Origin of the sequence: Acidovorax sp. sic0104 (genome assembly GCF_019219095.1) — a bacterium.
In the GTDB taxonomy this organism is placed as follows: domain Bacteria; phylum Pseudomonadota; class Gammaproteobacteria; order Burkholderiales; family Burkholderiaceae_C; genus Acidovorax.
In genome coordinates, this window is the sequence record NZ_JAHUWH010000023.1 from 40,221 (window position 1) to 63,318 (window position 23,098).

Below are 23,098 nucleotides of genomic sequence, written 5' to 3' on the forward strand. Positions count from 1 at the left end.
TTGGGGCCCCCGAACGCTCAAATGGTTTCGTTGCCCGGATCGTCGCCCAATAGGTCCAGGCTATTGCTCAGGCGGGCACGGGTTTCCTTGCGCTCAAGCAGCTTGTTCTGCGCGGGCAGCGGCAGGTCGGTGAAACGGATCACACCGCGCGCGATCAGCAGCTCGATCAGATCTTCCGTGACGCGCGCAAGCCCCGCATCGGAGGAGCTCAGCGGGTTGTCGTGGGAGGGCAGGCTTTTTTCAGGCATGGTCAGGCATGGGAGGTCGGCCCCTGTGAGTACTGCGGCCCCTGGTTCATGCGCAGGACCAGCTGCACGCGGTCGCGCACCCCAAGCTTCTCGAAAGCGGCCCCCAGGTGCGCCTTGACGGTGCGCTCCGAAATGAACAGCAGGTCCGCGATCTCCTTGTTGGAAAACCCCTTGGCCACCGCGCGCGCCACCTCCAGCTCCCGCGAGGACAGCAGCTGCTGCAGGTCCTGCTGCGCCTGGGGAGACGCCAGCGGCGCCGTCAGGCCTGCCGTGGCGGCGGCCAGGCGGGCCACGAGGGATGAGCCCATCCACACGCCACCGTGCTGCACCACCAGCGCCACCTCCCTGAGCATCTCGGGCACGGCGAACAGGTGGCAGTAGGCGCGTGCGCCTTCGTTGATGGCCCTGAGGGCTTCGCGCTCGTCCGGCACGCCGGACGCCACGACCACGCGCGCGCGCTTGTCCGAGCGGACCAGCTCGGAGAGCAGCGCCGGCCACTCGGGGTACTCGGTGCTCAGCCACACGATGGCCGAGCGCCCGCCCCCGGCACCGCGCAGGACTTCCACCAGCGCGGGCCACTGCTGCCTGTCCACGCGCGTCCCCTGCGGGAACGCGGCACCCCAGCGGTCCAGGGACTGCGCCACTTCGCTGGCCAGGTAATGGTTCATCGCATTCACCTCTCGGACAGTGCATTCGCCTTGGCGCGCAGCACCGGCTTGAGCAGATAGGACAGCACCGTCTTCTTGCCCGTCATGATGTCCACCTGCGCCACCATGCCGGGGATGATGGGCAGGCTCGGGCCCAGGCTGGCCTTGCGCGTGCGCACGCGCACCAGGTAGTTGGCGTTGCCTTTTTCATCGACCACGGAGTCCGCGCTGATGTTCACCACCTCGGCCGCGAGGCCGCCATAGATCGAGAAGTCGTAGGCCGTGAACTTGACCATGGCCTCCTGCCCCGGGTGCAGGAAGGCGATGTCGCGCGGGCTGACCTGCGCCTCCAGGATGAGCGCATCGTCCAGCGGCACGATCTCCACCACCTCCTTGCCCGGCTGCACCACGCCGCCCACGGTGTTGACCAGGAGGCGCTTGACCGTGCCGCGCACCGGTGAGCGGATGTCCGCGTGCTTGACCTTGTCGGCCAGCGCCCGGCCGCCTTCGGAAAGGCTTGAGAGCTTGCTCATGGTCTCGGACAGCTCGGCGCTCATCTGATTGCGGGCGGTGAGCTGCACCTCCTCGATGCGCCGCGAGGCCTCCTGGATCGCCGCGTGCACACGCGAGATCTGGGCATCGGCCTGCTCGCGGTCGCCGCGCAGGCGCGCCACCTCGCGGTCCAGCCTCAGCACCTCCACCTCGGACACCGCTCCGGTGGCCACCATGGGCTTGGTCGCGTTCAGCTCCTTGAGCATCAGCTCGAGCCCCCGCTCGGCCTGCTCCTTGCGAGCGCGCACCTCGTTGAGCTCCTGCTGGCGCTGAGCGAGCTGGTTCTGCGAGATGGAAACCTGCGCGCTGATCTCCTCGCGCCGCGATCGGTACAACCGCATCTCCTGCGCCACGATGTCGGGCGCGTCGCGCAGCAAATCGGGCGGCGGGATGAAACTGCCCCCCTGCGTGAGCGCCTGCAGGCGCAGCGCCTTGGCCTGCAGCGCGAGCAGGCTGGCGCGGCTTTCGAGCATGGTGGACAGAAAACGCGTGGAGTCCACGCGCAGCAGCAGTTGCCCCGGCTCCACGATCTGTCCCTCGCGCACGGCCAGCGTCTCCACCACGCCGCCGTCCACGCTCTGGATCACCTGCACCTGGCTCGTTGGCACGACCTTGCCGTCGCCGCGCGTCACCTCGTCCAGCTCCGCATACGCTGCCCACACCAGCAGAAGCAGCAGGAACAGCACCGCCAGTCGCAGCAGGATGCGCGCGCGCAGCGGCTCCTGCTGTAGGCGCGCCCAGTCGGCGTCGCCCGCCCAGTCCAGCGCATCGCTCCCACCTGCGGGGGCCAGCCGTCGCAGGGCGCGGCCGAACACCGAGTCGCTGGCAGCGCCCCCGGTCTTGACGACCTTGCCGATCTGCTCGAAGGCTTTCTGGTTGAGTTCAGCCATGGCGATCCTCTACACGGCCTTGCCGATGCGGCCTTGCCGCAGCGCCTGCACGACCTGCTCCTTGGGCCCGTCCGCCACCACACGGCCCGCATCCATGACGATGATCCGGTCGACCAGCGTGAGCAGCGAGGTGCGGTGGCTGATGAGCACCATCGTGCGCCCTGCCGCGAACTCGGCCAGGCGGCGCTTGATGTCTTCTTCGCTGGAGTGGTCCATGGACGAGGTGGGCTCGTCCAGCAGCAGCACGGCCGGGTCGTTGATGACCGCGCGCGCGATGGACACCCCTTGCCGCTGCCCGCCCGACAGCGACTCGCCGCGCTCGCCCACCAGCATGTCGAAGCCCTGCGGGTGCGCGTTGACGAGCGGCAGGATGCCGCCGATCTCGGCCGCCCTGACCACCGCCGCGTCGTCGGCCAGCGGCGCGCCCAGCGTGATGTTCTCGCGCAGCGAGCCGTAGAACAGCATCACGTCCTGCTGCACGTAGCCCACCTGGCGGCGCAGCTCGGCCGGGTCGAGCTGGCGCTGGTCTATGCCGTCGATGAGCACCGCGCCGGAGCTGGGCCGGTACAGCCCCAGCATGAGCTTTTGCAGCGTGGTCTTGCCCGAGCCGATGCGCCCCAGGATGGCCACTCGCTCGCCGGGCTTGATGGACAGCGTGACGTTGCGCAGCGATGCAACCTGCTGGCCCGGGTAGCTGAAGCTCACGTCGCGCAGTTCGATGGCGCCCTGCAGCCGCCCCCGGCTGATGAAGCTCGCGCCCTCGGGGCGGTCCACCTCGCGCTTCATCATCTCGTTGAGCGATGTCAATGCGGTGGACGCCGTGTGGTACTGCACCAGCAGGCCCGACACCTGCCCGACCGGCGCCATGGCGCGCGATGCGAGCATGGTGCACGCGATGAGCCCGCCCATGGTGAGCTGCCGCTCGCCGATCATGTACACGCCCAGGATCACGATCACCAGGTTGATCAGCTGCTGCAGGAACGCGGAGCTGTTGCTGGCCGTGGCCGAGAGAAGGCGCAGCTGCACGCCCACGCGCGCCAGCAGCGCGGTGCTGCGCTCCCACTTGCGCTGCAGCGGCGCCTCGGCACCCAGGGCCTTCACCGTCTCGAAACCCACCAACGCCTCCACCAGCGTGGCGTTGCGCTGTGCGCCCGCGCGGTAGGTGGTCTCGGACAGCTCGTGCATCCGGCCCTGCACCGCCAGCGCATACAGCAGCATGATGGCCGCACCGATCAGCAAGGGGATCAGCATCGGCCAGGAGATCCAGCCGATCACCACGATGAAGATCAGGCCGAACGGCAGGTCGATGAAGGCCACGACAGAGGCCGAGCTGATGAAGTCGCGCACGGACTCGAACGAGCGCAGGTTGGAGGCAAACGAACCCGCCGACGCGGGCCGCTGCTCCATGCGCGTGCCCAGCACCTTTTCCATGATGTGCGCCGACAGCTTCACGTCCGCACGGCTGCTGGCCAGGTCCACGAAACGACCGCGCAACGTGCGCAACACCATGTCGCCCACCAGCATGATGGACAGCCCCAGCGCCAGCACCCACAGGGTATCGACGGCGTTGTTGGGCACCACGCGGTCGTACACGTTCATCGTGAAGATGGGCATGCCCAGCGCGAACAGATTGGCCAGCAGCGCGGCCAGCAGCACGTCGCGGTACAGGCCGTGGTTTTCCTTGAGCACCGACCAGAACCAGTGCCCATGGCGGCCCGTGCGCACCTGCGGCGCGCGGGCATCGAAGCGCTGCGCGGGGCGCACGTAGATGGCTGTCCCCAGGTAGTCGGCCTCCAGCGCCGCGCGCGACACGGTGATGGGCGCATCGCCCAGCTCGGGCAGCACGATGCGGGCTTCTGCGCGCCGGGCGTCCCAGGCCAGCAGCACGCAGGCACGCTCGCCCTGCAGCAACAGCACGGCGGGCAGCAGCGCGTCCTTGATGAGCAACAAAGGCTCGCGCACCAGCCGGCTGCTCATGTGGGCCCGTCGCGCCGCGCGCTCGAACAGGCTGGGCGTGAGCCGGTGCTGCTCCGCCGGCAGGCCCGCCATGACCGCATCCGCCGTGGACGCAAGCCCATGTGCCTTGGCGACGATGAGCAGGCACGAAAGAAGCTCATCATTCCCGTGTGCCGCCGTGTCCGCAGGTGGCGCCACACCTGCATGTGAAACCATATGAAGTCCTTGTTGCAAATTGTCAAAATGACTCTACGCCCATAAATCCAAAGCGCGAAGCATTTAATGGCAGGCCATTTGCCCCCAAAAAGGCCACCGAACCGGGCCGTTGTGTGCGGTTGCAGCAAAATAGGTGAATTTCCCAGCCTCCAACACCAAACCCATGGTTTTCACAGAGCAGATTTCGCTGCGCCGCTATGGCGCCTCGCCAGGCAGCCACAGCCACGACCACTTCCAGGTCCTGCTCGGACTGTCGGGCGCGCTGGAGCTGGAAGTCGAAGGACGCGGCATGCTCGTGGCGCCTGGCAACGGCTGCGTGATCGCACCGGGCGACCGGCACGACTTCGCATCGGCACGCGGCAGCCTGTGCCTGGTGCTCGACAGCGGGCACGCCGCGTGGGGCCGCTGCCTGCAGGAGGGCGGCGGCACCCTGGCCCCGCCCGCTCAGGCGCTGCCGCTGGCGCAGTACCTGGCCGGCGCCCTGCAGCAGCAGCGCCCGCTCGCGCAGGCGCAGGCCCGCGCTGCTGCGCGAGGCCTGGCTGTCGGCGGCGGACGCCCCGGTCGCAACGGCGGCAAAGGACTCCCGCCGCCGCGCCATCGACTGGCCGCAACTGCAGCGATGGGCCGCGCAACAGGGGGACGCGCACCTGAGGGTGGCCGACCTGGCCGAACGCGTGCATCTGAGCCCCAGTCAGTTCGCGGCACGCTGCCGGGACGATCTGGGTGTGAGCGCCATGGCCTGGCTGCGCGGGCTGCGCCTGGCGCAAGCGCGCCTGCTGCGGGACGGCGGCATGGCGGTGGCGGAGGTGGCACGGCGCACGGGCTACCGCTCGCCGTCGGCGCTCACGGCGGCGCTGCGGCGCGCCGGGCAGTAAGACCCTGTTTGCGGTCCAGGCCGCAGCCTTCCTGTCCGGTCCCTTCTTGCGCGACGACACGCCGCAGTTGCGCGACGATGCCGGTCAGGAGAGGCCGCTAAGCTTGGACCATGCAAGCCAATCTCTATGCCCTGGGCGCCATCGCGCTGTGGGCCTCGCTCGCGTCGCTGGGAGTGTCGCTCACCCATGTGCCCCCGTTCCTTCTCACGGGCATCGCGCTGATCATCGGCAGCGTGCCGGCCTGGCCGTTCGTGCTGCGCGATCCGTCGCAGTGGCGCATTCCGCTGCGCACGCTGGCGCTGGGCGTGTACGGCCTGTTCGCGTACCACTTTCTGCTGTTCATCGCGCTGCGCCACGCCCCGCCGGTGGAGGCGAACCTCGTCAACTACCTGTGGCCGCTGTTCATCGTGGTGCTCGCGCCCGTGGTGCTGCCGGGCGTGTCGCTGCGCCTGCCGCACGTGCTGGCGGCGCTGCTGGGCTTTGGTGGCGCGGCCATCGCCATCGCGGGCGGCCGCGAGTTGAGCGGCACGCTGGCCTGGGGCTACCTGCCCGCGGTGGCTGCCGCCTTCATCTGGTCCACGTACTCGCTGCTGACCAAGCGCGTGGCAGCGTTCCCGACGACGGCCATTGGCCTGTTCGGGCTGGTGTCGGGGGTGCTGTCGCTGCTGTGCCATGTGGCCATGGAGCCTGCGGCCAGCCTGCAACCGCGCGACTGGGCGCTGCTGACCCTGCTCGGACTGGGGCCGCTCGGGGCGTCGTTCTTTCTGTGGGACAAGGCGCTCAAGCTGGGCGATGCGCGGCACATCGGCATCCTGAGCTACATCACGCCGCTGGCCTCGACGGCTTTGCTCATCGTGGTGAGCGGGCGTACCTTCAGCTGGAGCATTGCGCTGGCGACGGCGATGATCATCGCTGCGGCCATCATAGGAATGAAAGCAAAATAGGTCTCTGGCGCTTATCCAGCGAGCGCGAGCAGCTATCAATTCAGGAGTTCTTGCGCAATCGCAGGAACAGCCAGCCGGTGATGGACAGGTTCAGCAGGTTCCAGCCGATGCCGTTCAAGAAGGCGGCGTGGTAGCTGCCGGTGATGTCGAAGACCCAGCCGGACATCCAGCCGCCCAGCGCCATGCCGACCAGGGTGGCCATGATCACGGCGCCCACGCGCACGCTGGCTTCGGCGGGCGGGAAGTACTCGCGCACGATGATGGCGTAGGTGGGCACGATACCGCCCTGAAACAAGCCGAACAGCGCCGAGATGACGTACAACGGCACCAGTCCGTCATACGGCAGAAAGAGCAGGAGCGCCACGCCCTGCAGGGCCGAGCCCAGCAACAGCGTGCGGATGCCGCCGATGCGGTCGCAGATCAGGCCGAACACGAGCCGGCTGACAATGCCGCAGGCCAGCATGAGCGACAGCATTCGGGCGCCCTGGGCGGCGCCGAAGCCCAGGTCCGTGCAGTAGGCCACGATGTGCACCTGCGGCATCGCCATGGCCACGCAGCAGGCGACGCCGGCCACGCACAGCAGCGCCATGGCCGTGCCCGGCGCCAGGCCGAAGGGGCGGGCGCGGTCGATGGCGCCGGCGCCGGTGCCCGCTGCTGCTGCCGCCTGGATGGCCGGGGGGCGCTGGCGCATGCACAGCGACAGCGCGAGCATGCCCGCGCCGCAGACGACGCCCAGCGCCATATAGGTGGGCCGCCAGCCAATGGTGTCGATGCCGTACTGCACGATGGGCGGCCACAAGGCGCCCGCGATGTAGTTGCCGCTGGCGCACACCGCCACCGCGATACCGCGCCGCCGGTTCCACCACAGCGCCGTATCGGCCAGCAGCGGCGCAAAGGTGGCCGAGCTGCCGATGAACCCCATCACCGCGTGCGCCAGGCCGAAGGCCCAGATGCTGCCGGACAACGCCGCCCCCACAAAGCCGCCCAGCACGGCCAGCGCGCCCAGCCACAGCACGGGCGGGAGGCCGTGGCGGTCCGCCAGCTTGCCCGTGAGCAGGCCGCCCAGGCCCAGGCAGACCATCATCAGCGTGTAGGGCAGCGAAGCACTGGCGCGACCCACGCCGAACTCGCTTTGCACGGCCGGCAGCACCACCGACACCACGTACATGCTGCTGTTGCCCAGCACGACAAGGCCCAGCGTGGCCAGAAGGCGCTGCAAGGCTTGCCGCGAGTCGATGAGGGATGCGTCTGCCGGGATCTCGGGGGCAAGAGCCAAATCAACCTCCAGCGCTTTTCCAGCAAGCGCTGGCAGCTATGAATTCAGGAATATCTCAGGCAGCGTTCATGACGCCAGCAAGGTGCCCGGCTCGTCGCCCTCGAGCACCTGCTGCGCCCACGGCGCGAGCTTGCGGATGTCGGCGCGCAGCACTTCCTGCTTGATCGCGAGGATCTGCGCGGGGTGCATGGAAAAGCTGCGCAGGCCCAGGCCCAGCAGCAGGCGCGTCATCGTCACGTCGCCGGCGGTCTCGCCGCACACGCACACGCTCTTGCCCTGGCGGTGGCCTTCGGCGATCACATCGGCCACCAGGCGCAGCACCGCGGGGTGCAGCGGGTCGTACAGGTGCGCCACGGCCTCGTCGGCGCGGTCGATGGCCAGGGTGTACTGGATCAGGTCGTTGGTGCCGATGGACAGGAAGTCGAAGTACTTGAGGAAGGTGCGCACCATGAGCGCTGCCGCCGGCACCTCGATCATCGCGCCCAGCTCCACATGGCCATAGGGCTCGCCGCGCGCGTCCAGCTCGGCGCGGGCCAGCTCGACCTGAGCCAGCGTCTGCTGTATCTCGTGCGTGTGGGCCAGCATGGGAAACAGCAGGTTGACCTTGCCCCGCGCAGCGGCCCGCAGCACGGCGCGCAACTGGGTGCGGAACATGCTCGGGTCGGCCAGGCTCCAGCGGATGGCACGCAGGCCGAGCGCGGGGTTGAGGTAGCTGTCCTTGTGGGCCTTGTTGTCCAGCGGCTTGTCGGCGCCCACGTCGATGGTGCGGATGGTGACGGGCAGGCCCTGCATGCCGTCGATGGCCTCGCAGTAGGCGCGGTACTGCTCGTCTTCGCCGGGCAGGTTGCCTGTCTTGCCCATGAACAAAAATTCGCTGCGGAACAGCCCCACACCCACGGCTCCGGCACGCACGGCGGCGGCGGCGTCGCCGGGCTGCTCGATGTTGGCCAGGAGTTCGATCTTGTGGCCGTCCAGCGTGACGGCGGGCGTGTGGCGCAGGCGGGCCAGGCGCTCGCGTTCGAGCTCGACCTGGCGCTGACGAAAGCCGTACTCGGCCAGGATGATGGGCGAGGGGTCCACGATGACCACGCCCGCATCGCCATCGATGATGACCCAGTCATCCTGGCGCACCAGCTGGCTGGCCGCGCGCGCCCCCACCACGGCAGGGATGTCCATGCTGCGCGCCACGATGGCTGTGTGCGACGTCTTGCCGCCCACGTCGGTCACGAAGCCGGCGAACACGCTCTGCTTGAACTGCAGCATGTCAGCGGGCGACAGGTCGTGCGCGACGAGCACCAGCGGCACATCCACCGTGCCATCGAGCAGCAGGTCCTGCTGAAGGCCGAGCTGCTTGTGCCGGCGCGGGCCGCTGGGCGGCGGCGCCACCGGGCTGGCCACGCCTTTCATATAGCGCAGGATGCGCTCGACCACCTGCTCCAGGTCGGCCTTTCGCTCGCGCAGGTACTCGTCCTCCATCTCGTCGAACTGGCGCGCGATCACCTCAAGCTGCGTGGTGAGCGCCCACTCGGCGTTGTACAGCCGCTCGGTGATCCAGTGCTTGACGCCACCCGTCAGCGCCTCGTCCTGCAGCAGCATGAGGTGCACGTCGAGCAGCGCCGTGAGCTCGTGCGGCGCATCGGCGGGCATGTCGGTCTGCAGGCGCTGCAGTTCCTCGACCACCGCGTTGCGGCCCTGGCGCACGCGCTCGATCTCGGCCGGGATCTGTTCGGCTTCGATGAAGTAATGGGCCACGTCCACGCGGCTCGATGCCACCAGCACCGCGCGGCCGATGGCAATGCCGCGGGCGACTGCGAGACCGTGGACGGAGAAGGTCATGGTGGTGGGGCTACAGGTTCAACAGGGTGACGAAAATGGGCAGCCGAACAGTTCACTCACCCTCGCCGAACTTGTCGGCGATGAGCGCCAGCAGCGCGTCCATGGCTTCCTGCTCGCGGTCGCCGCTGGTCTCGACCTCGACCTCGGTGCCCATGCCGGCGGCCAGCATCATCACGCCCATGATGCTCTTGGCGTTGATGCGGCGGTCACCGCGACTCATGAACACGTCGCAGGGAAAGCTGCCTGCCAGCTTGGTCAGCTTGGCCGAGGCGCGGGCATGCAGGCCCAATTTATTGCTGATGGTCGTACGTGTCTTGATCATGGGAATTACGGCGGTTCTGGTTCTGCGGCGCGGAGATCGCCACCTGCATCACACCCTGCGTGCCCCCCACCACCGCGCGGTTCACCACCGAGTCGAGCGGCTCGCTGCGGTAGCTGACTGCGCGCAGCAGCATGGGCAGGTTGGCGCCCGTCACCAGGCGCGATCGCACGCCGTCCGTCAGACGCTGCGCAATGTTGCACGGGGTGGCGCCGAACACATCGGTGAGCACCAGGGTGGAATCGGTGCCCAGCTGGTCCAGCAGGATGCGCGCCTGGGCCAGCGACTCTTCGGGCGGCTGGTTGGGCGGTACATCCAGCGCGACCACGCTGTCCCCGCAGTCCGGAAACACGTGCAAGGCGCATTCGCGCAGCGCATGGGCCAGGGGGGCGTGGGCGATAAGGAGGATGCTGGTGGTGCTCATGGCGCGGAGGTTTGCAACGCATTATGGCGCCGCCCCTGCAGCATGAACCACGCATAGGCCGACACGTTGCACGCGAGGAACACCCCCATGGCGGCCTGAAAGGACGCAACGGTACCCAGCCCCAGCGCGGCGAACGCATCCACCGCGAGGCCGATGCCCCACTGCACCACGAACACGCCCGCGAAGATCACGAGGTTGTAGGCCGACAGCGCACGGCCCGCCAGCGACTGCGAGAACGCCATGCCCACGGCAGGCTGCGACAGCGACACGAAGGTGCACGACACGCAAAACAGCGCCCAGGCCCCGCCGCCCGCCTGCGGCCCTGCCACGATGATGGCCAGCAGGATCAGCAGCGAGAACGGAAGGCCCGCCGCCATCAGCCGGTCCGGCCCCAGGCCCTTGCGCAGCAGCCATGGGTTGACCATGCCCCAGGTCCAGAACGTGCACAGCATGGACACGTTGATCCAGAACAGTCCGGTGGCCGACTCCAGCGGTGTGTAGCCCGCCACACGCTGCATCCACGGGCCGGCCCAGAGCGTCTGCACGGCCACCATCCCGCCATAGACGAAGAACCCGAGCGGCGCCAACCGCTGGAAGTACGCGTGGCCCCAGACCACCGCGTAGCCCGGCGCTGCCGACTTTGCGGCGCTGCCGTCGCCCGCCTGCGGTCCCTGTGCGGCCCCCTGTGCCGCGCCGGCCCAGCCGGGCACCCAGATGGCGATCACCACCATCGACACCGCGATCAGCGCAGCCAGGCCCCAGAAGAGCGGCCGCCAGCCCACCAACGGCAGCGCCCACTGCACCGGCAGCGTGGAAGCGACCATGCCGAGCGAGCCGGTCATGAGCATCCAGGAATTGGCGCGCATCTGCGCCGTGGGCTCGTACCAGCGGCGATAGCCGGTGAGCGGCGCCATCAGGCAGGCACTGACACCCGCGCCGCACAGCACGCGTCCGGCCAGCAGGCCCGAGAAGCCCGTGGCCACAGAGAACACCAGGCTGCCGACTACCGCGATGCCCAAAAAGCCCAGTGCGACCTTGCGCGGACCATGCTTGTCCAGCCAGGCGCCCAGTGGCAGCTGCGTGGCGGAAAAACCCAGGAAGTACCCGCCAGCCAGCAGCCCCAGGTCGCTGGCATGCAGCGAAAACTCCTGCGCCAGCGTCGGCGCCAGCGTGGCCGTGACCGCCCGCACCAGCGCGGAGAGAAAGTAGGCGAATGCAAAGGCCAGGAAGACGATGACGGCCGCCCGGCGCGGCAGCAACGGGTGCGCGAGCGTCATTGGAAGGTCAGCCCGGCAAAGAACGTGTCGGCCACCTCGGGGCGTGGCTTGGGCGTGTAGACCACTGCGTGGTACAGCCGCACCTGCGGCCCCACGGCCCGAGCAAACCACACGGCCTGCGCGCTGACGGCGCTGCCATCGGCGCGTTGGCCCTGCGCCACCGTGCGCACCGACTGCGGCAGCGGCAGCACGCCGGCCGGGGCATAGGGCGTGTCGGTGGCCGAAGCCGCCGCACCCGACCCGAGGTTGGCCAGAACCGCCGCACGCCAGTGCGTGAGCGCAGCGCCCGCCTGGGACGGATCGGCCAGCGCCGCGTGAGACACGGCCAGCGTGGCACCGTCCGCATCGCAGCCGGTCATGGCCAGCTCCACAGGCGCGCCGGCCAGCTCCACCGTGCGGGTGGCCTGGTCGGGCTTGCAGGGCAAGGTGACGGTGATCGCGGCCTCGGGCAAAGGCACGCTGCGCCAGTTCAGCGCCGGGCTGCAGCCCGCCAGCAACGACAAACCTAGGGTCAGGGCCGCGGCCCCGGTCAGTGTCCAGTTCATCGGGCCATTATCCGCAGAGCCCCCGGTATTGCGCCAGATCATGCTGCGAGCACTTCCTGCGCAGAACTTTTGACTGTTTTGTGGCTCCATCCGGGCGCTGACCGCAGGTTTTCAAGCCCGTGGCCAGTGCCATAGCGCCCCGTTTGGCACAATCTGTTCGGGTGGCGCTCGGGCAGGCAAGCCCGGCGGCTGGCGGGTTCAGCATGTACGTACGGATCGACGAAGGCAAGGGTTATGGCAATCAAGCATTGGGCGGCAGGTGTGGCGGTGGCGGCGTTCGCGGCCGTAGGCGCTTACGTGTACCTGGACACGGGCCGCTCCGCCGCGCCGGAATCGACCTTCGTGCTGCTGGACGGCACGAGCAAGTCCACCAGCGACCTCAAGGGCAAGGTCACCCTGGTGAACTTCTGGGCCACGAGCTGCACAACCTGCGTGGCCGAGATGCCCGAGATCGTCTCCACCTACCAGAAGTACAGCACCCAGGGCTTCGACACCCTCGCGGTGGCCATGAGCTACGACCCACCCAGCTACGTGGTGAACTTCGCCGAAACCCGCAAACTGCCCTTCAAGGTCGCCATCGACAACACGGGCAACGTCGCCAAGGCCTGGGGCGACGTGCGCCTGACCCCTTCGACCTTCATCGTGAACAAGCGCGGCGAGATCGTGAAAACGTATGTCGGCGCCCCCAACTTCCCCGAGCTGCACCAGCTGATCGAGAAACTGCTGGCAGAGACCTGAGGCACGAGCACACATCCAAAGACAAAGGCCGATTTCAAACGAAATCGGCCTTTGTCGCTTATGGAATCTGCGCGAAGAGCTACCATTTTGATAGCATAACGCATCCAGCTGGCGCTGCCCAACCCAGTGACACCGTGGAACTGGCTTTGCCAGGCCACTGGTGTCGTCCCCCTTCCCGAATCGCGCAAGCGATTCGGGAAGGGGGAAGCGGCGAAGCCGCTCAGGGGGAAGTACCTTATTTAGCGCGATAGTTGTCGTGGCAAGCCTTGCAGGTGCCCGCCGTGGCGCCGAAGGCGGCCTTGAGGTTGTCCAGATTGCCCGTCTTGGCCGCAGCAGCCAGCTTCACCGACTCGGCTTCCAGTTTCTCGGCATGTTCCTTGAACTTGGCTTGCTCCGTCCAGATTTCCGGCAGCGCCTTGGTAGGCGCGCCCTTGTCGGTGCCCGCACCGAAGCCCGCCCAGGGCAGCTTGGCCATCTGGGCCACCACATCGGCGTTCTCCTGCGCGGCCTTCGCGTCGAAGGGAATGCGGCCATTGGCCATGGCGCCCAGGCGGCCGAAATGCTGGCCCATCACGAAGAGTGCGCTCTGGCGGTACTTGATGGCGTCTTCCGCCTTGGCGAACTGGGCCGAGGCCGGTGCCGACAGGGTCAAGGTGGCAGCTGCCAGGGCTAGCGCGGCGATTGCTTTCATGGAAACTTCCTTTTTGTCGTGGGGTTGGAATGAGAATCCGGCGCCTGGAACCCATCCTGCTATCTGCACGGCCCATGGCAGTGGCACATGCTCCGCAAATCGCGAACGGATTCCCAGCGCAGGCAGTATGCCGGTTTGGCGTTGCTTTCGCTGCCGTGCCTTGCGCGCAGCAGGCCAGATCACGCGCTTGCGACTTCCGGCACGGCCCTGTCTCCCGCACAATGCGGCCATTGCGCCGGTCCAGGGATCCGCTGCACGAATCATCGCGCCGTGTTCGTTTGCGGTCCCTTGGCAACTCGATTCGTGCAGAGAATCCCTGGCGGCCGGCCCCCGCCCCGTTCATCCACCACGCCGCAGCAGCCACCATGACGCAGCCATCGCCCCACCCCAAGCAACACACCGTCCGCGTCTGGGATCTGCCGGTCCGCCTGTTCCACTGGGCGCTGGCCGCATGCGTGATCGCGCTGGTCGTCACGGCCAAGGTGGGTGGCAACGCCATGGAATGGCATTTCCGCCTGGGCTATGTCGTACTGGCGCTGCTGGTGTTCCGCGTCTTGTGGGGCCTGGTCGGCGGGCGCTGGTCGCGCTTTGCCACGTTCATCTACTCGCCCGCGCGGCTGGTGCGCTATCTGCGAGGTGCAGCCCATGCCGATGATGGCGTCGGCCACAGCCCGCTGGGCGCATTGTCCGTGTTCGGCCTGCTTGCCGTGCTGGTGGCCCAGGTGGCCACGGGCCTTCTCAGCGACGACGAGATCGCGTTCGCCGGGCCGTTGACGCGTTTCGTGTCCAACGCCGTCGTCGGACAGGCCACCAGCTACCACAAGGAGATCGGCCAGTACCTCGTCATCGGCCTCGTCGTGCTGCACCTGCTGGCCATCGTGTTCTATGTGGCCGTGCGGCGCCAGCGCCTCGTCGGACCCATGGTGCACGGCGACAAGGTGCTGCCCGCCCCCGCAGCGCCATCACGGGACGACTGGGCGAGCCGTGCGCTGGCCTTGGCACTGCTGGCAGGCAGTGCGGCGCTGGCCTGGTGGGTCTCCACGCTCGCGGGCGCTCCATCCTTCTGACAGGGACTCGCTACACTGCCCCTTCCGCCGTTTTTGCAGAATCTGCGTTGTGGACAAGCCCTCCGTCACCCTGCTGACCCCCGCCTCGGACGCCGAGATGAACGAGGTCCGCGACATCTTTCGGGAATACGCCAGCACCCTGGGCGTGGACCTGTGTTTCCAGGATTTCGAGAATGAGCTGGTTCAGTTGCCCGGCGACTATGCCGAGCCGCGTGGCGCGCTGCTGCTGGCCAAGGTGGATGGTGCGGTGGCCGGCTGCTGCGCCCTGCGGCCCCTGGATACCGCCGACTACCCCAACGCCAGCGAAATGAAACGACTGTACGTGCGAAAGGCCTTCCGCGGCTTCGGCCTGGGCCGCGAACTGGCCGACGCCATGCTCGACCGTGCGCGGCAGGCGGGCTATGCCTGTGTGCTGCTCGACACGCTGGACGACATGGAGTCGGCCCGCGCCCTGTACACGGACCTCGGGTTCGAGGAAATCCCGCCGTACTACCACAACCCGATCGCGGGGGCTCACTACCTCAAGGTGGATATTTCCTGATGCTGCCGGGGCATGCGTAGTGCAGCACCTACCTCGGGCCGACGCTTTGGCTGCGACGCACACCCGCGCTGAATACATGACCATGTCGCACAGCGCGCCGCTAGAATCGCTGCGGCCTGGCGCCAAGCATCTCGAACTCTCACCGGTTCGAACCGTGGGGTAGCCCCACGGTGTCTCACTGCAAGCGCCCATTGTGGCGCGCGAACCTCCAAGCCATCCTGGCAAGCGTGTTCGCGCCCAACCCGCCGGTTGGTGCCAGGCCCCTATACCTCGCCCCCTGTGAAAAACTCCGCCCGCGCCCGCGTGCTGGCCAAGGCCTTGGCCATGGCTGTGCTGACCGATGCACAGGGTGGGCCCGAACGCCGCACGCCCCATGCGCTGGCCGCCCGCGCGATGGCCTGCCTGGGCACACCGGCTGCGCAAGATGCCATCCTGCCGGACAGCCTGACTGAACAGATCCGTCGCTTGAGCCTGGTGTCGGCGCTGGAATGGGCGCGCCTGGAGCTCGACGACGTGGCCACGTGGCTTTGCTGGGGTCGCTGGTGGCGCAAGGCGGGAGTGCGCAACCCACACGCCGTGCACTCAGAGCCCGAAATCGATGACGACGCAACCTTTCTGTTCGATATGAGCGAGGATGAGGAGGCGCATGAGCAGGGGTCTGCGGACGTGCCGCTGGCACTGTGGGCACCGCAGGATCTTGCCCGGGCTTTCCGCGAATGGGCCGCGAGTCCGCGCTCAGGCGCGCATCTACGCTGGTTGCTGCGGCCCGCCACCACAGGCCCGCAGCCCGCATGGATGGACCACGCGCCGGGCTTTGCACTGCTGGCTACGGCTGCCGACGTCACCCAGGCCCTCACCCTGTCGCGGGAAGACCTGCAGTGGCTGGCGCCTGAACACGCGCATTGGCGCGAACACCACAACAGCGGGCTCGCCCTCCCACCCTCTCACTATCGGTATCGTCTGTTGGCCAAGCCCAGCGGCGGCCTGCGCCTGCTGGAAGCACCGCGCCCGCGACTGGCGCAGGCCCAACGGCGAATTTTGGACAAATTGCTCGCGTCCGTGCCCGTGCATGAAGCAGCGCACGGCTTCGTGCGGGGCCGCGGAGTCGGCAGCCACGCCGTGGCTCACGCACACCAGGCCGTCGTGATCCGCTTCGACCTGGCTGATTTCTTCACGTCGATCAACGCGACCAGGGTGCAAGCTCTCTGGAAGGCCCTGGGGCACGGACGATCGGCTGCGCAGTTGCTGACACGCCTGACCACGGCACGCACGCCATCGGCCGTGCGCGAGCGGCTGCTGGAGGCGTTGGGGTCCTCGTCGGCCCACCTCGCCCAACGCCGCGCGTTGAACCAAAGGCTGTCGCGGGCCCATCTGCCACAGGGTGCACCCACGTCGCCAGCATTGGCCAACTTGTGCGCATTTAGGCTTGATGTGAGGTTGCAAGCGTTGGCGCAGCGCTTTGGCGCAAATTACACGCGATACGCCGACGATATGGTGTTCTCTGGCCCGCGAGCGCTGCGGGGCCAGTTCGCCGCCCTGCAGTCCTGGGTGTCTGCAATTGCCCAGGACGAGGGCTTCACCCTGCGTGCCGACAAGACACGCGTGATGCCGGCGCACCAGCGGCAGTACGTTACCGGCTTGGTGGTCAACGAGCGCGTCAACTACAGCCGCGCGCAGTTCGACAAGCTCAAGGCCCAGTTGCACCGCTTGTCGCAGCAACCCCGGGTGGCCGCAAGCGAACGCTCTCGCGTTGCGGGGGAGATTCAGTGGGCCAGCCAGTGGCTGGCGACAACACGCGCCGCCAAGTTGAAGCGGCTGTTCGACACCATCCGCTTCAGCCCCTGAACTCCGTCAGGCCTTTTGGGCTTGCTGGAGCAGCGTGTCTGCGTCGCTCACTTCGAACTTGCCCGGCGCTTCCACGTTCAGCGTGAGCACCTTGCCGTCCTTGACCAGCATGGAGTAGCGATTGCTGCGCAGGCCCAGGCCCTTGCCGTTCAGATCCAGCGTGAGGCCAGTGGCCTTGGCGAACACCGCGTCGCCATCAGCCAGCATGCGCACCTTGCCGTCGGTCTTCTGATCGCGTGCCCAGGCGCCCATCACGAAGGCGTCATTGACGCTCACGCACCAGATTTCATCCACGCCGGCCGCCTTGAACTCCTCGACCTTGTCGCGGTAGCCGGGCACATGCTTGGCCGAGCAGGTGGGCGTGAAGGCGCCTGGCAGGGCGAACAGTGCAATGGTCTTGCCGGCCGTGGCCTTGTCGACCGGCACGGCGTTCGGGCCGATGCTGCAACCTTCGCCTTCGACTTCGGAATACTCCATCAGCGTGCTTGCGGGCAGGGTGTCGCCAACTTTGATCATGTGTCTATCTCCTTGGGTGAATGGGAAACGCCGAGGGCCCCAGGTGCCACAGCCTGGACTGGGCTGGAAGCTGTATGGAGCCCCAAAAGCAAAACGACCCACATTGTGGGTCGTTCTGGAGGGCAGTGCTGCCAATAAGCCGCAAGGGCTTAGAGCAGGCCGGCCTTTTGCACCAAGCGGGTGGCAACCCAGTTCTTGGTCTTGGAGAGCGGACGGCTCTCGGTGATTTCGATCACGTCGCCCAGCTTGTACTCGCCATTTTCATCATGGGCGTGGTACTTGCTCGACTTCGCAACGATCTTGCCGTAGAGCTCGTGCTTCACACGGCGCTCGACCAGCACGGTCACGGTCTTTTGACGCTTGTCGCTGACCACCTTGCCAACCAAGGTGCGCTTGAGGGATTTTTTAGGTTCCGTCATGTGGGCTCCTTACTTGGCGGCTTGCTTTTCAGCAAGAATGGTCTTGGCACGGGCGATATCGCGGCGGGTGGTGCGCAGCGTGTTGGTGTTACCCAGTTGCTGCGTAGCCTTCTGCATGCGCAGGCCGAAATGGGCCTTTTGCAGAGCCTTGATTTCGGCTTCGATGCCGGCGACGTCTTTTTGGCGCAGTTCAGCAGTCTTCATTGCTTGTTCTCCTGAATTACGCGCCAATGTGACGGCTGACGAACGTGGTGCGCAGCGGCAGCTTGGCAGCAGCCAGGCGGAACGCTTCACGGGCCAGTTCTTCGGGCACGCCAACGATTTCGAACACGATCTTGCCGGGCTGGATTTCAGCCACGTAGTACTCGGGGTTGCCCTTACCGTTACCCATACGCACTTCTGCGGGCTTGGTAGAGATTGGCTTGTCCGGGAACACGCGGATCCAGATACGGCCGCCACGCTTGACGTGGCGCGAGATGGCGCGGCGAGCAGCTTCGATCTGGCGGGCCGTCAGGCGGCCACGATCGGTGCATTTCAGACCGAAATCACCGAACGCAACGGAGGCACCCCGCGTTGCGACACCGGTATTACGGCCCTTTTGCTCCTTGCGGTATTTGCGGCGAGCAGGTTGCAGCATATTTATTCTCCTTTACCGTCCGCTGCTGTAGCGGGCGCGGCGACTTTGCGTACGCGCTTAACGGCGGTGTTATCAGCGCCACCAGCTTCCGCTGGCTTGTCGCTGCCGTCGGCCGGAGCGGTGTTGCCACCGACAGGACGACGTGGGCCACGGCCTGCGCCTGGACGGTCGCCACCTGGGCGGCCATCACGGCGTGGGCCGCGGGGGCGGCGCTCTTCTTCAGGACGCGGCGTTTCTGCCACTGGCAGATCGTTGCGGCCCAGCGTATCGCCCTTGTAGACCCACACCTTCACGCCGATCACACCATAGGTGGTCTTGGCTTCGGAGGTGCCGTAGTCGATGTCGGCGCGCAGGGTGTGCAGTGGCACACGGCCTTCGCGGTACCACTCGGTACGTGCGATTTCGATGCCGTTCAGGCGGCCGGACGACATGATCTTGATGCCCTGGGCACCCAGACGCATGGCGTTTTGCATGGCGCGCTTCATGGCACGGCGGAACATGATCCGCTTTTCGAGCTGCTGCGTGATGCTGTCGGCGATCAGCTTGGCATCGATTTCAGGCTTGCGCACTTCTTCGATGTTCACTGCGACGGGCACGCCCAGGCGGGTTGCGAGTTCCTTCTTCAGGTTCTCGATGTCCTCGCCCTTCTTGCCGATCACGACGCCAGGACGTGCCGAGAAGATCGTGATGCGGGCGTTCTTGGCAGGACGCTCGATCAGGATGCGCGACACGGCGGCGTTCTTGAGCTTGGCCTTCAGGTACTCGCGCACCTTGATGTCTTCGGCCAGCATGCCCGCGAAGTCGCGGTTGCTGGCGTACCAACGGCTGGACCAGTTGCGGCTGACCGCAAGGCGGAAGCCGGTAGGATGGATTTTCTGTCCCATAGTCTTCCCGAGCCTTTAGTTGCCAACCGTCACGTACACGTGGCACGTGGGTTTGCTGATGCGGTTGCCGCGGCCTTTGGCGCGCGCGGTGAAGCGCTTGAGCGTGGTGCCTTGCTCGACGTAGATGGTCTTGACCTTCAGCTCGTCGATGTCGGCGCCGTCGTTGTGCTCAGCGTTGGCGATGGCGGACTCCAGAACCTTCTTGACGATGCCCGCAGCTTTTTTCTGCGTGAACGTCAGGATGTTCAGAGCTTGGTCAACCTTCTTGCCGCGGATCAGATCGGCGACCAGACGGCCCTTGTCGACCGACAGACGGACGCCCCGGAGGACTGCACGTGTTTCAGACATGGTCGTTCCTTATTTCTTGACTTTTTTGTCAGCGGGGTGACCCTTGAAGGTGCGCGTCAGGGCGAATTCGCCGAGCTTGTGGCCCACCATCTGGTCGGTAACGTAGACCGGCACGTGTTGCTTGCCGTTGTGCACGGCAATGGTCAGACCGATGAAATCGGGCAGAACCATGGAACGACGCGACCAGGTCTTGACTGGCTTCTTGTCCTTGGTGGCGATGGCCTTTTCGACCTTGGCCAGCAAGTGATGGTCAACAAACGGGCCCTTTTTGAGAGAACGAGTCATTTGCTACCCCTTACTTCTTGCGACGCGACACGATCATGATCTGTGTGCGCTTGTTGTTGCGGGTGCGATAACCCTTGGTCAGATTGCCCCAAGGATCGACTGCATGGCGGCCTTCGCCGGTGCGGCCTTCGCCACCACCGTGAGGGTGATCCACCGGGTTCATGGCCACGCCGCGGACGGTCGGGCGGATACCCATCCAACGCTTCACACCGGCCTTGCCCAATTGGCGCAGGCTGTGCTCTTCGTTGGCCACTTCACCAATGGTGGCGCGGCATTCGATGTGGATCTTGCGCACTTCGCCAGAGCGCATACGCACCTGGGCGTAGACGCCTTCGCGAGCCAGCAGCGTTGCCGAAGCACCTGCGGAGCGGGCGATCTGGGCACCGGCACCGGGCTTGAGCTCGATGCAGTGGATCGTCGAGCCCACAGGGATGTTGCGGATAGGCAGCGTGTTGCCAGCGCGGATCGGCGCTTCCGAACCGGACAGCAGGGTCGCGCCCACTTCCAGGTTGCGGGGAGCGATGATATAGCGGCGCTCGCCGTCGGCATAGCACACCAGGGCGATGTGGGCCGTACGGTTAGGGTCGTACTCGATGCGCTCGACCTTGGCAGGAATGCCGTCCTTGTTGCGCTTGAAGTCCACCACGCGGTAGTGGTGCTTGTGACCACCGCCCTTGTGGCGGGTGGTGATGTGACCGTTGTTGTTGCGGCCAGACTTCTGGTGCTGGGGTTCCAGCAGCGGGGCAAAACCCTCGCCCTTGTACAGGTGGTCACGCGTGACCTTCACCACGGCACGTTGGCCTGGCGAGGTCGGTTTCATCTTGATAACGGCCATGATTAAGCAGCCTCCCCGGACAGGTTCAGCTCTTGACCTTCCTTCAGCGTCACGTAGGCCTTGCGAACGTTGTCGCGGCGGCCGACGGTCTTGCCAAAGCGCTTGGTCTTGCCTTTGGTGTTCACCACGGAAACGCCCTTCACCTCGACCTTGAACATCAATTCCACAGCGGCCTTGATTTCTGGCTTGGATGCGTTCTGCAGCACCTTGAACGTCACAGCATTGGACTTTTCAGCAACCATGGTGGCCTTTTCGGACACGATGGGAGCGACCAGCACTTGCATCAGACGACCTTCGTCAAACTTGAGCGTGCTCATGCGAACATCTCCTTGAGTTTGTCGATTGCACCCTTGGTGACGAGCACTTTCTTGAATCGGACCAGCGACACGGGATCGGCATAACGGGGCTCGACGACGAGCACGTTCACCAGATTGCGCGAAGCCAGGTACAGGTTTTCGTCCACTTCGTCGGCGATCACCATCACCGATTGCAGGTTCATCGCCTTGAACTTGTCGGCCAGGACCTTGGTCTTGGGCGAGTCCAGCTTGAGCGAATCGACCACAGCCAGGCGGCCTTCACGAGCGAGTTGCGACAAGATCGCGGACATACCGGCGCGGTACATCTTCTTGTTGATCTTTTGCGTGAAGTTTTCGTCAGGCATGTTCGGGAAAATCCGACCGCCCCCGCGCCACAGTGGCGACGAGGTCATACCTGCACGTGCGTTACCCGTACCCTTTTGCTTGAAAGGCTTCTTGGTCGAGTGACGGACTTGCTCACGGTCCTTCTGGGCGCGAGTGCCTTGGCGTGCGTTGGCCTGGTAGGCCACCACGATCTGGTGAACCAGATCTTCGTTGTATTCACGACCGAACACGGTTTCGGGAACATCCAGCTTGGATGCGCCTTGGCCTTGGTCATTCAGGAGTTCGAGCTGCATTAGTTCGCTCCTTTGGAGGCTTTGGCCTTGATGGCGGGACGCACCGTCACGAACCCACCCTTGGAGCCCGGAATAGCGCCCTTGATCAAGAGCAGTTGACGCGCTTCGTCGATGCGGATGACATCGAGGTTTTGCGTGGTCTTGGTGACGTCGCCGAGATGGCCGGTCATGCGCTTGCCGGGGAACACGCGACCTGGGTCTTGTGCCATGCCGATCGAGCCAGGCACATTGTGCGAACGGCTGTTACCGTGCGATGCGCGCTGCGAGCTCATGTTGTGGCGCTTGATCGTACCGGCGTAGCCCTTACCGATCGAGGTGCCTTGCACGTCGACCTTCTGGCCCACGGCGAACACGTCTGCCACGGGCACTGCAGCACCAGCGGCATACTTGCCGGCGGTTTCAGCGGTCACGCGGAATTCCTGGATGATTTCACCGGCTTCCACACCTGCCTTGGCAAGGTGGCCGGCTTCTGGCTTGGTCACGCGCGATGCTTTGCGCGAACCGAACGTGACCTGCAGGGCCACGTAGCCATCGTTCTCTTGGGTTTTGACCTGGGTAACGCGGTTGTTCGATACATCCACCACCGTGACAGGCACTGCGTCCCCATCATCAGTGAACAGACGCATCATGCCCACCTTGCGACCCAGCAACCCGAGGGAGTTGCTCAGACTCATTGGTTTTCTCCAAAACTCTCACCGCCCCAACTTCAATTGGCTGAGGCGTTGCACTCTCGTGCATGAAAGAAGGTTAATAAAACTCCGCAAAAAAGCGCCCGAAGACGGACGCAAATGAAGCGAAGCCCTAAAGTATAACGCGAACTGCCTTTTCAAGCAAGTTCGCGTCATAGGGGGTCAAGGCGGGCAGCAGCCCGCCTTGAAAGCTGCATTACTGGAGCTTGATTTCGACGTCCACGCCAGCGGGCAGGTCGAGCTTCATCAGGGCGTCCACGGTCTTGTCCGTAGGGTCCACGATGTCCATCAGACGCTGGTGCGTGCGGATTTCCAGCTGGTCGCGCGACGTCTTGTTGACGTGGGGCGAACGCAGGATGTCGAAGCGCTTCATGCGCGTGGGCAGGGGCACGGGGCCCTTGACGATGGCGCCGGTGCGCTTGGCGGTGTCAACGATCTCGGCAGCAGACTGGTCGATCAGCTTGTAATCGAAAGCCTTCAGACGGATGCGGATTTTTTGCTTGGACATGGCAAGTTCCTTTTCTGCTCAATAGTTAAGCAATGATCTTGGCCACGACGCCAGCGCCCACGGTACGGCCGCCTTCGCGGATAGCGAAGCGCAGACCTTCTTCCATGGCGATGGGGTTGATCAGCTTGACGGTGATCGACACGTTGTCGCCAGGCA

General features: G+C 65.9%; 28 protein-coding genes and 2 pseudogenes. 6 read left to right on the forward strand and 24 right to left on the reverse strand.

The genetic code is table 11. From position 1 onward, the window contains the following. Positions 1 to 17: 17 nt before the first annotated feature. From KW835_RS24285 to KW835_RS24300, 4 genes are read right to left on the reverse strand one after another with little or no spacing between them, the layout of a single operon-like run. Complete coding sequence (locus tag KW835_RS24285; RefSeq protein WP_218387154.1) at positions 18 to 248, reverse strand: hypothetical protein; 231 nt, start codon at positions 246 to 248, stop codon at positions 18 to 20. Between the two features lie 2 nt (positions 249 to 250). Then, entirely contained in the window at positions 251 to 916 is a 666-nt protein-coding gene (locus KW835_RS24290; protein ID WP_218387156.1) for a response regulator transcription factor, read from the reverse strand. Positions 917 to 921: 5 nt separating this feature from the next. Beyond that, the gene (locus KW835_RS24295) at positions 922 to 2,337 is read right to left on the reverse strand and encodes an HlyD family type I secretion periplasmic adaptor subunit (RefSeq protein WP_218387158.1); all 1,416 of its coding nucleotides are present in this window, start codon (positions 2,335 to 2,337) and stop codon (positions 922 to 924) included. A 9-nt stretch (positions 2,338 to 2,346) separates the two neighbouring features. Further along, entirely contained in the window at positions 2,347 to 4,509 is a 2,163-nt protein-coding gene (locus KW835_RS24300; protein WP_218387160.1) for a type I secretion system permease/ATPase, read from the reverse strand. Between the two features lie 163 nt (positions 4,510 to 4,672). Between KW835_RS24300 and KW835_RS24305 the strand changes: the two are divergent. Beyond that, a pseudogene (locus KW835_RS24305) lies at positions 4,673 to 5,384 on the forward strand (AraC family transcriptional regulator). Positions 5,385 to 5,494: 110 nt separating this feature from the next. Further along, positions 5,495 to 6,328, forward strand: a complete 834-nt coding sequence (locus KW835_RS24310; RefSeq protein ID WP_218387161.1) for a DMT family transporter — start codon at positions 5,495 to 5,497, stop codon at positions 6,326 to 6,328. Between the two features lie 40 nt (positions 6,329 to 6,368). Here the strand turns inward: KW835_RS24310 and KW835_RS24315 are convergent, their stop codons facing one another. The 6 genes from KW835_RS24315 to KW835_RS24340 form a co-directional block, all read right to left on the reverse strand. Next, positions 6,369 to 7,604 carry an MFS transporter gene (locus tag KW835_RS24315; protein WP_218387163.1) on the reverse strand — a complete coding sequence of 412 codons (1,236 nt, stop codon included), beginning with the start codon at positions 7,602 to 7,604 and terminating at the stop codon, positions 6,369 to 6,371. Positions 7,605 to 7,670: 66 nt separating this feature from the next. Continuing rightward, positions 7,671 to 9,440 carry a phosphoenolpyruvate--protein phosphotransferase gene (gene ptsP / locus KW835_RS24320; protein ID WP_218387165.1) on the reverse strand — a complete coding sequence of 590 codons (1,770 nt, stop codon included), beginning with the start codon at positions 9,438 to 9,440 and terminating at the stop codon, positions 7,671 to 7,673. A 52-nt stretch (positions 9,441 to 9,492) separates the two neighbouring features. After that, positions 9,493 to 9,762: an HPr family phosphocarrier protein gene (locus tag KW835_RS24325; RefSeq protein WP_056164752.1), complete on the reverse strand. Its 270-nt coding sequence runs from the start codon at positions 9,760 to 9,762 to the stop codon at positions 9,493 to 9,495. Continuing rightward, a complete protein-coding gene (locus tag KW835_RS24330) occupies positions 9,731 to 10,183 on the reverse strand; it encodes a PTS sugar transporter subunit IIA (protein WP_218387167.1) in 453 nt (150 codons plus the stop codon). The genes KW835_RS24325 and KW835_RS24330 overlap by 32 nt, the downstream gene beginning before the upstream one ends. After that, entirely contained in the window at positions 10,180 to 11,460 is a 1,281-nt protein-coding gene (locus KW835_RS24335) for an MFS transporter (protein WP_218387169.1), read from the reverse strand. The genes KW835_RS24330 and KW835_RS24335 overlap by 4 nt, the downstream gene beginning before the upstream one ends. Next, a complete protein-coding gene (locus KW835_RS24340) occupies positions 11,457 to 12,005 on the reverse strand; it encodes a hypothetical protein (RefSeq protein WP_218387170.1) in 549 nt (182 codons plus the stop codon). Before KW835_RS24340 ends, KW835_RS24335 begins: the two co-directional genes overlap by 4 nt. Before the next feature lie 234 nt (positions 12,006 to 12,239). On the opposite strand from KW835_RS24340, the gene KW835_RS24345 reads away from it, so the two are divergent. Beyond that, positions 12,240 to 12,743, forward strand: a complete 504-nt coding sequence (locus tag KW835_RS24345) for a TlpA disulfide reductase family protein (protein WP_218387172.1) — start codon at positions 12,240 to 12,242, stop codon at positions 12,741 to 12,743. Positions 12,744 to 12,978: 235 nt separating this feature from the next. Here the strand turns inward: KW835_RS24345 and KW835_RS24350 are convergent, their stop codons facing one another. Further along, positions 12,979 to 13,434, reverse strand: coding sequence for a cytochrome c (locus KW835_RS24350; protein WP_218387174.1), 456 nt, complete (start codon positions 13,432 to 13,434; stop codon positions 12,979 to 12,981). 365 nt (positions 13,435 to 13,799) lie between these two features. On the opposite strand from KW835_RS24350, the gene KW835_RS24355 reads away from it, so the two are divergent. The 3 genes from KW835_RS24355 (at position 13,800) to KW835_RS24365 (ending at position 16,887) form a co-directional block, all read left to right on the forward strand. Beyond that, positions 13,800 to 14,501, forward strand: a complete 702-nt coding sequence (locus KW835_RS24355) for a cytochrome b/b6 domain-containing protein (RefSeq protein ID WP_218387176.1) — start codon at positions 13,800 to 13,802, stop codon at positions 14,499 to 14,501. A gap of 49 nt (positions 14,502 to 14,550) precedes the next feature. After that, positions 14,551 to 15,042, forward strand: coding sequence for a GNAT family N-acetyltransferase (locus tag KW835_RS24360; protein ID WP_218387178.1), 492 nt, complete (start codon positions 14,551 to 14,553; stop codon positions 15,040 to 15,042). Between the two features lie 279 nt (positions 15,043 to 15,321). After that, entirely contained in the window at positions 15,322 to 16,887 is a 1,566-nt protein-coding gene (locus KW835_RS24365; RefSeq protein ID WP_339385493.1) for a reverse transcriptase family protein, read from the forward strand. 6 nt (positions 16,888 to 16,893) lie between these two features. On the opposite strand, the gene KW835_RS24370 is transcribed toward KW835_RS24365, so the two are convergent. The 13 genes and pseudogenes from KW835_RS24370 to KW835_RS24430 form a co-directional block, all read right to left on the reverse strand. Continuing rightward, positions 16,894 to 17,403: a peroxiredoxin gene (locus tag KW835_RS24370; protein ID WP_218387179.1), complete on the reverse strand. Its 510-nt coding sequence runs from the start codon at positions 17,401 to 17,403 to the stop codon at positions 16,894 to 16,896. Positions 17,404 to 17,552: 149 nt separating this feature from the next. Beyond that, positions 17,553 to 17,822, reverse strand: coding sequence for a 30S ribosomal protein S17 (gene rpsQ / locus KW835_RS24375; RefSeq protein ID WP_055394987.1), 270 nt, complete (start codon positions 17,820 to 17,822; stop codon positions 17,553 to 17,555). 9 nt (positions 17,823 to 17,831) lie between these two features. Beyond that, positions 17,832 to 18,026 (reverse strand): 50S ribosomal protein L29, encoded by a 195-nt coding sequence (rpmC, locus tag KW835_RS24380; RefSeq protein WP_218387181.1) that lies wholly within the window; start codon positions 18,024 to 18,026, stop codon positions 17,832 to 17,834. 16 nt (positions 18,027 to 18,042) lie between these two features. Further along, positions 18,043 to 18,459, reverse strand: a complete 417-nt coding sequence (gene rplP / locus KW835_RS24385; protein ID WP_056164770.1) for a 50S ribosomal protein L16 — start codon at positions 18,457 to 18,459, stop codon at positions 18,043 to 18,045. A gap of 2 nt (positions 18,460 to 18,461) precedes the next feature. Further along, positions 18,462 to 19,343 (reverse strand): 30S ribosomal protein S3, encoded by an 882-nt coding sequence (gene rpsC, locus KW835_RS24390; protein WP_218387183.1) that lies wholly within the window; start codon positions 19,341 to 19,343, stop codon positions 18,462 to 18,464. Positions 19,344 to 19,358: 15 nt separating this feature from the next. Continuing rightward, the gene (gene rplV / locus KW835_RS24395) at positions 19,359 to 19,691 is read right to left on the reverse strand and encodes a 50S ribosomal protein L22 (RefSeq protein ID WP_005796970.1); all 333 of its coding nucleotides are present in this window, start codon (positions 19,689 to 19,691) and stop codon (positions 19,359 to 19,361) included. A gap of 9 nt (positions 19,692 to 19,700) precedes the next feature. Continuing rightward, on the reverse strand, positions 19,701 to 19,976 hold the full coding sequence (gene rpsS, locus KW835_RS24400; protein WP_056164774.1) for a 30S ribosomal protein S19: 276 nt from the start codon (positions 19,974 to 19,976) through the stop codon (positions 19,701 to 19,703). A 10-nt stretch (positions 19,977 to 19,986) separates the two neighbouring features. Continuing rightward, positions 19,987 to 20,811, reverse strand: a complete 825-nt coding sequence (rplB, locus tag KW835_RS24405) for a 50S ribosomal protein L2 (protein WP_218387191.1) — start codon at positions 20,809 to 20,811, stop codon at positions 19,987 to 19,989. A gap of 2 nt (positions 20,812 to 20,813) precedes the next feature. Next, positions 20,814 to 21,128, reverse strand: coding sequence for a 50S ribosomal protein L23 (gene rplW / locus KW835_RS24410; protein WP_218387199.1), 315 nt, complete (start codon positions 21,126 to 21,128; stop codon positions 20,814 to 20,816). Then, the gene (gene rplD, locus KW835_RS24415; protein WP_008906425.1) at positions 21,125 to 21,745 is read right to left on the reverse strand and encodes a 50S ribosomal protein L4; all 621 of its coding nucleotides are present in this window, start codon (positions 21,743 to 21,745) and stop codon (positions 21,125 to 21,127) included. The genes rplW and rplD overlap by 4 nt, the downstream gene beginning before the upstream one ends. After that, positions 21,745 to 22,419 (reverse strand): 50S ribosomal protein L3, encoded by a 675-nt coding sequence (gene rplC, locus KW835_RS24420; protein WP_015012188.1) that lies wholly within the window; start codon positions 22,417 to 22,419, stop codon positions 21,745 to 21,747. The genes rplD and rplC overlap by 1 nt, the downstream gene beginning before the upstream one ends. A gap of 211 nt (positions 22,420 to 22,630) precedes the next feature. Then, the gene (gene rpsJ, locus KW835_RS24425) at positions 22,631 to 22,942 is read right to left on the reverse strand and encodes a 30S ribosomal protein S10 (protein WP_005796953.1); all 312 of its coding nucleotides are present in this window, start codon (positions 22,940 to 22,942) and stop codon (positions 22,631 to 22,633) included. A gap of 25 nt (positions 22,943 to 22,967) precedes the next feature. Further along, positions 22,968 to 23,098: pseudogene (locus KW835_RS24430) on the reverse strand (elongation factor Tu); the annotation flags it as partial.

Bases quoted from the DNA above. Each gene is read 5' to 3' on its own strand.
- KW835_RS24285 (WP_218387154.1), bottom strand. From the start codon at position 248: ATGCCTGAAAAAAGCCTGCCCTCCCACGACAACCCGCTGAGCTCCTCC.
- rplV (WP_005796970.1), bottom strand. From the start codon at position 19,691: ATGTCTGAAACACGTGCAGTCCTCCGGGGCGTCCGTCTGTCGGTCGAC.
- KW835_RS24340 (WP_218387170.1), bottom strand. From the start codon at position 12,005: ATGAACTGGACACTGACCGGGGCCGCGGCCCTGACCCTAGGTTTGTCG.
- KW835_RS24330 (WP_218387167.1), bottom strand. From the start codon at position 10,183: ATGAGCACCACCAGCATCCTCCTTATCGCCCACGCCCCCCTGGCCCAT.
- KW835_RS24335 (WP_218387169.1), bottom strand. From the start codon at position 11,460: ATGACGCTCGCGCACCCGTTGCTGCCGCGCCGGGCGGCCGTCATCGTC.
- rpsQ (WP_055394987.1), bottom strand. From the start codon at position 17,822: ATGACGGAACCTAAAAAATCCCTCAAGCGCACCTTGGTTGGCAAGGTG.
- KW835_RS24350 (WP_218387174.1), bottom strand. From the start codon at position 13,434: ATGAAAGCAATCGCCGCGCTAGCCCTGGCAGCTGCCACCTTGACCCTG.
- rplD (WP_008906425.1), bottom strand. From the start codon at position 21,745: ATGCAGCTCGAACTCCTGAATGACCAAGGCCAAGGCGCATCCAAGCTG.
- rplC (WP_015012188.1), bottom strand. From the start codon at position 22,419: ATGAGTCTGAGCAACTCCCTCGGGTTGCTGGGTCGCAAGGTGGGCATG.
- rplW (WP_218387199.1), bottom strand. From the start codon at position 21,128: ATGAGCACGCTCAAGTTTGACGAAGGTCGTCTGATGCAAGTGCTGGTC.
- rpsC (WP_218387183.1), bottom strand. From the start codon at position 19,343: ATGGGACAGAAAATCCATCCTACCGGCTTCCGCCTTGCGGTCAGCCGC.
- KW835_RS24300 (WP_218387160.1), bottom strand. From the start codon at position 4,509: ATGGTTTCACATGCAGGTGTGGCGCCACCTGCGGACACGGCGGCACAC.
- KW835_RS24345 (WP_218387172.1), top strand. From the start codon at position 12,240: ATGGCAATCAAGCATTGGGCGGCAGGTGTGGCGGTGGCGGCGTTCGCG.
- rpmC (WP_218387181.1), bottom strand. From the start codon at position 18,026: ATGAAGACTGCTGAACTGCGCCAAAAAGACGTCGCCGGCATCGAAGCC.
- KW835_RS24355 (WP_218387176.1), top strand. From the start codon at position 13,800: ATGACGCAGCCATCGCCCCACCCCAAGCAACACACCGTCCGCGTCTGG.
- KW835_RS24290 (WP_218387156.1), bottom strand. From the start codon at position 916: ATGAACCATTACCTGGCCAGCGAAGTGGCGCAGTCCCTGGACCGCTGG.
- rpsJ (WP_005796953.1), bottom strand. From the start codon at position 22,942: ATGTCCAAGCAAAAAATCCGCATCCGTCTGAAGGCTTTCGATTACAAG.
- rplB (WP_218387191.1), bottom strand. From the start codon at position 20,811: ATGGCCGTTATCAAGATGAAACCGACCTCGCCAGGCCAACGTGCCGTG.
- KW835_RS24325 (WP_056164752.1), bottom strand. From the start codon at position 9,762: ATGATCAAGACACGTACGACCATCAGCAATAAATTGGGCCTGCATGCC.
- rpsS (WP_056164774.1), bottom strand. From the start codon at position 19,976: ATGACTCGTTCTCTCAAAAAGGGCCCGTTTGTTGACCATCACTTGCTG.
- ptsP (WP_218387165.1), bottom strand. From the start codon at position 9,440: ATGACCTTCTCCGTCCACGGTCTCGCAGTCGCCCGCGGCATTGCCATC.
- rplP (WP_056164770.1), bottom strand. From the start codon at position 18,459: ATGCTGCAACCTGCTCGCCGCAAATACCGCAAGGAGCAAAAGGGCCGT.
- KW835_RS24370 (WP_218387179.1), bottom strand. From the start codon at position 17,403: ATGATCAAAGTTGGCGACACCCTGCCCGCAAGCACGCTGATGGAGTAT.
- KW835_RS24310 (WP_218387161.1), top strand. From the start codon at position 5,495: ATGCAAGCCAATCTCTATGCCCTGGGCGCCATCGCGCTGTGGGCCTCG.
- KW835_RS24295 (WP_218387158.1), bottom strand. From the start codon at position 2,337: ATGGCTGAACTCAACCAGAAAGCCTTCGAGCAGATCGGCAAGGTCGTC.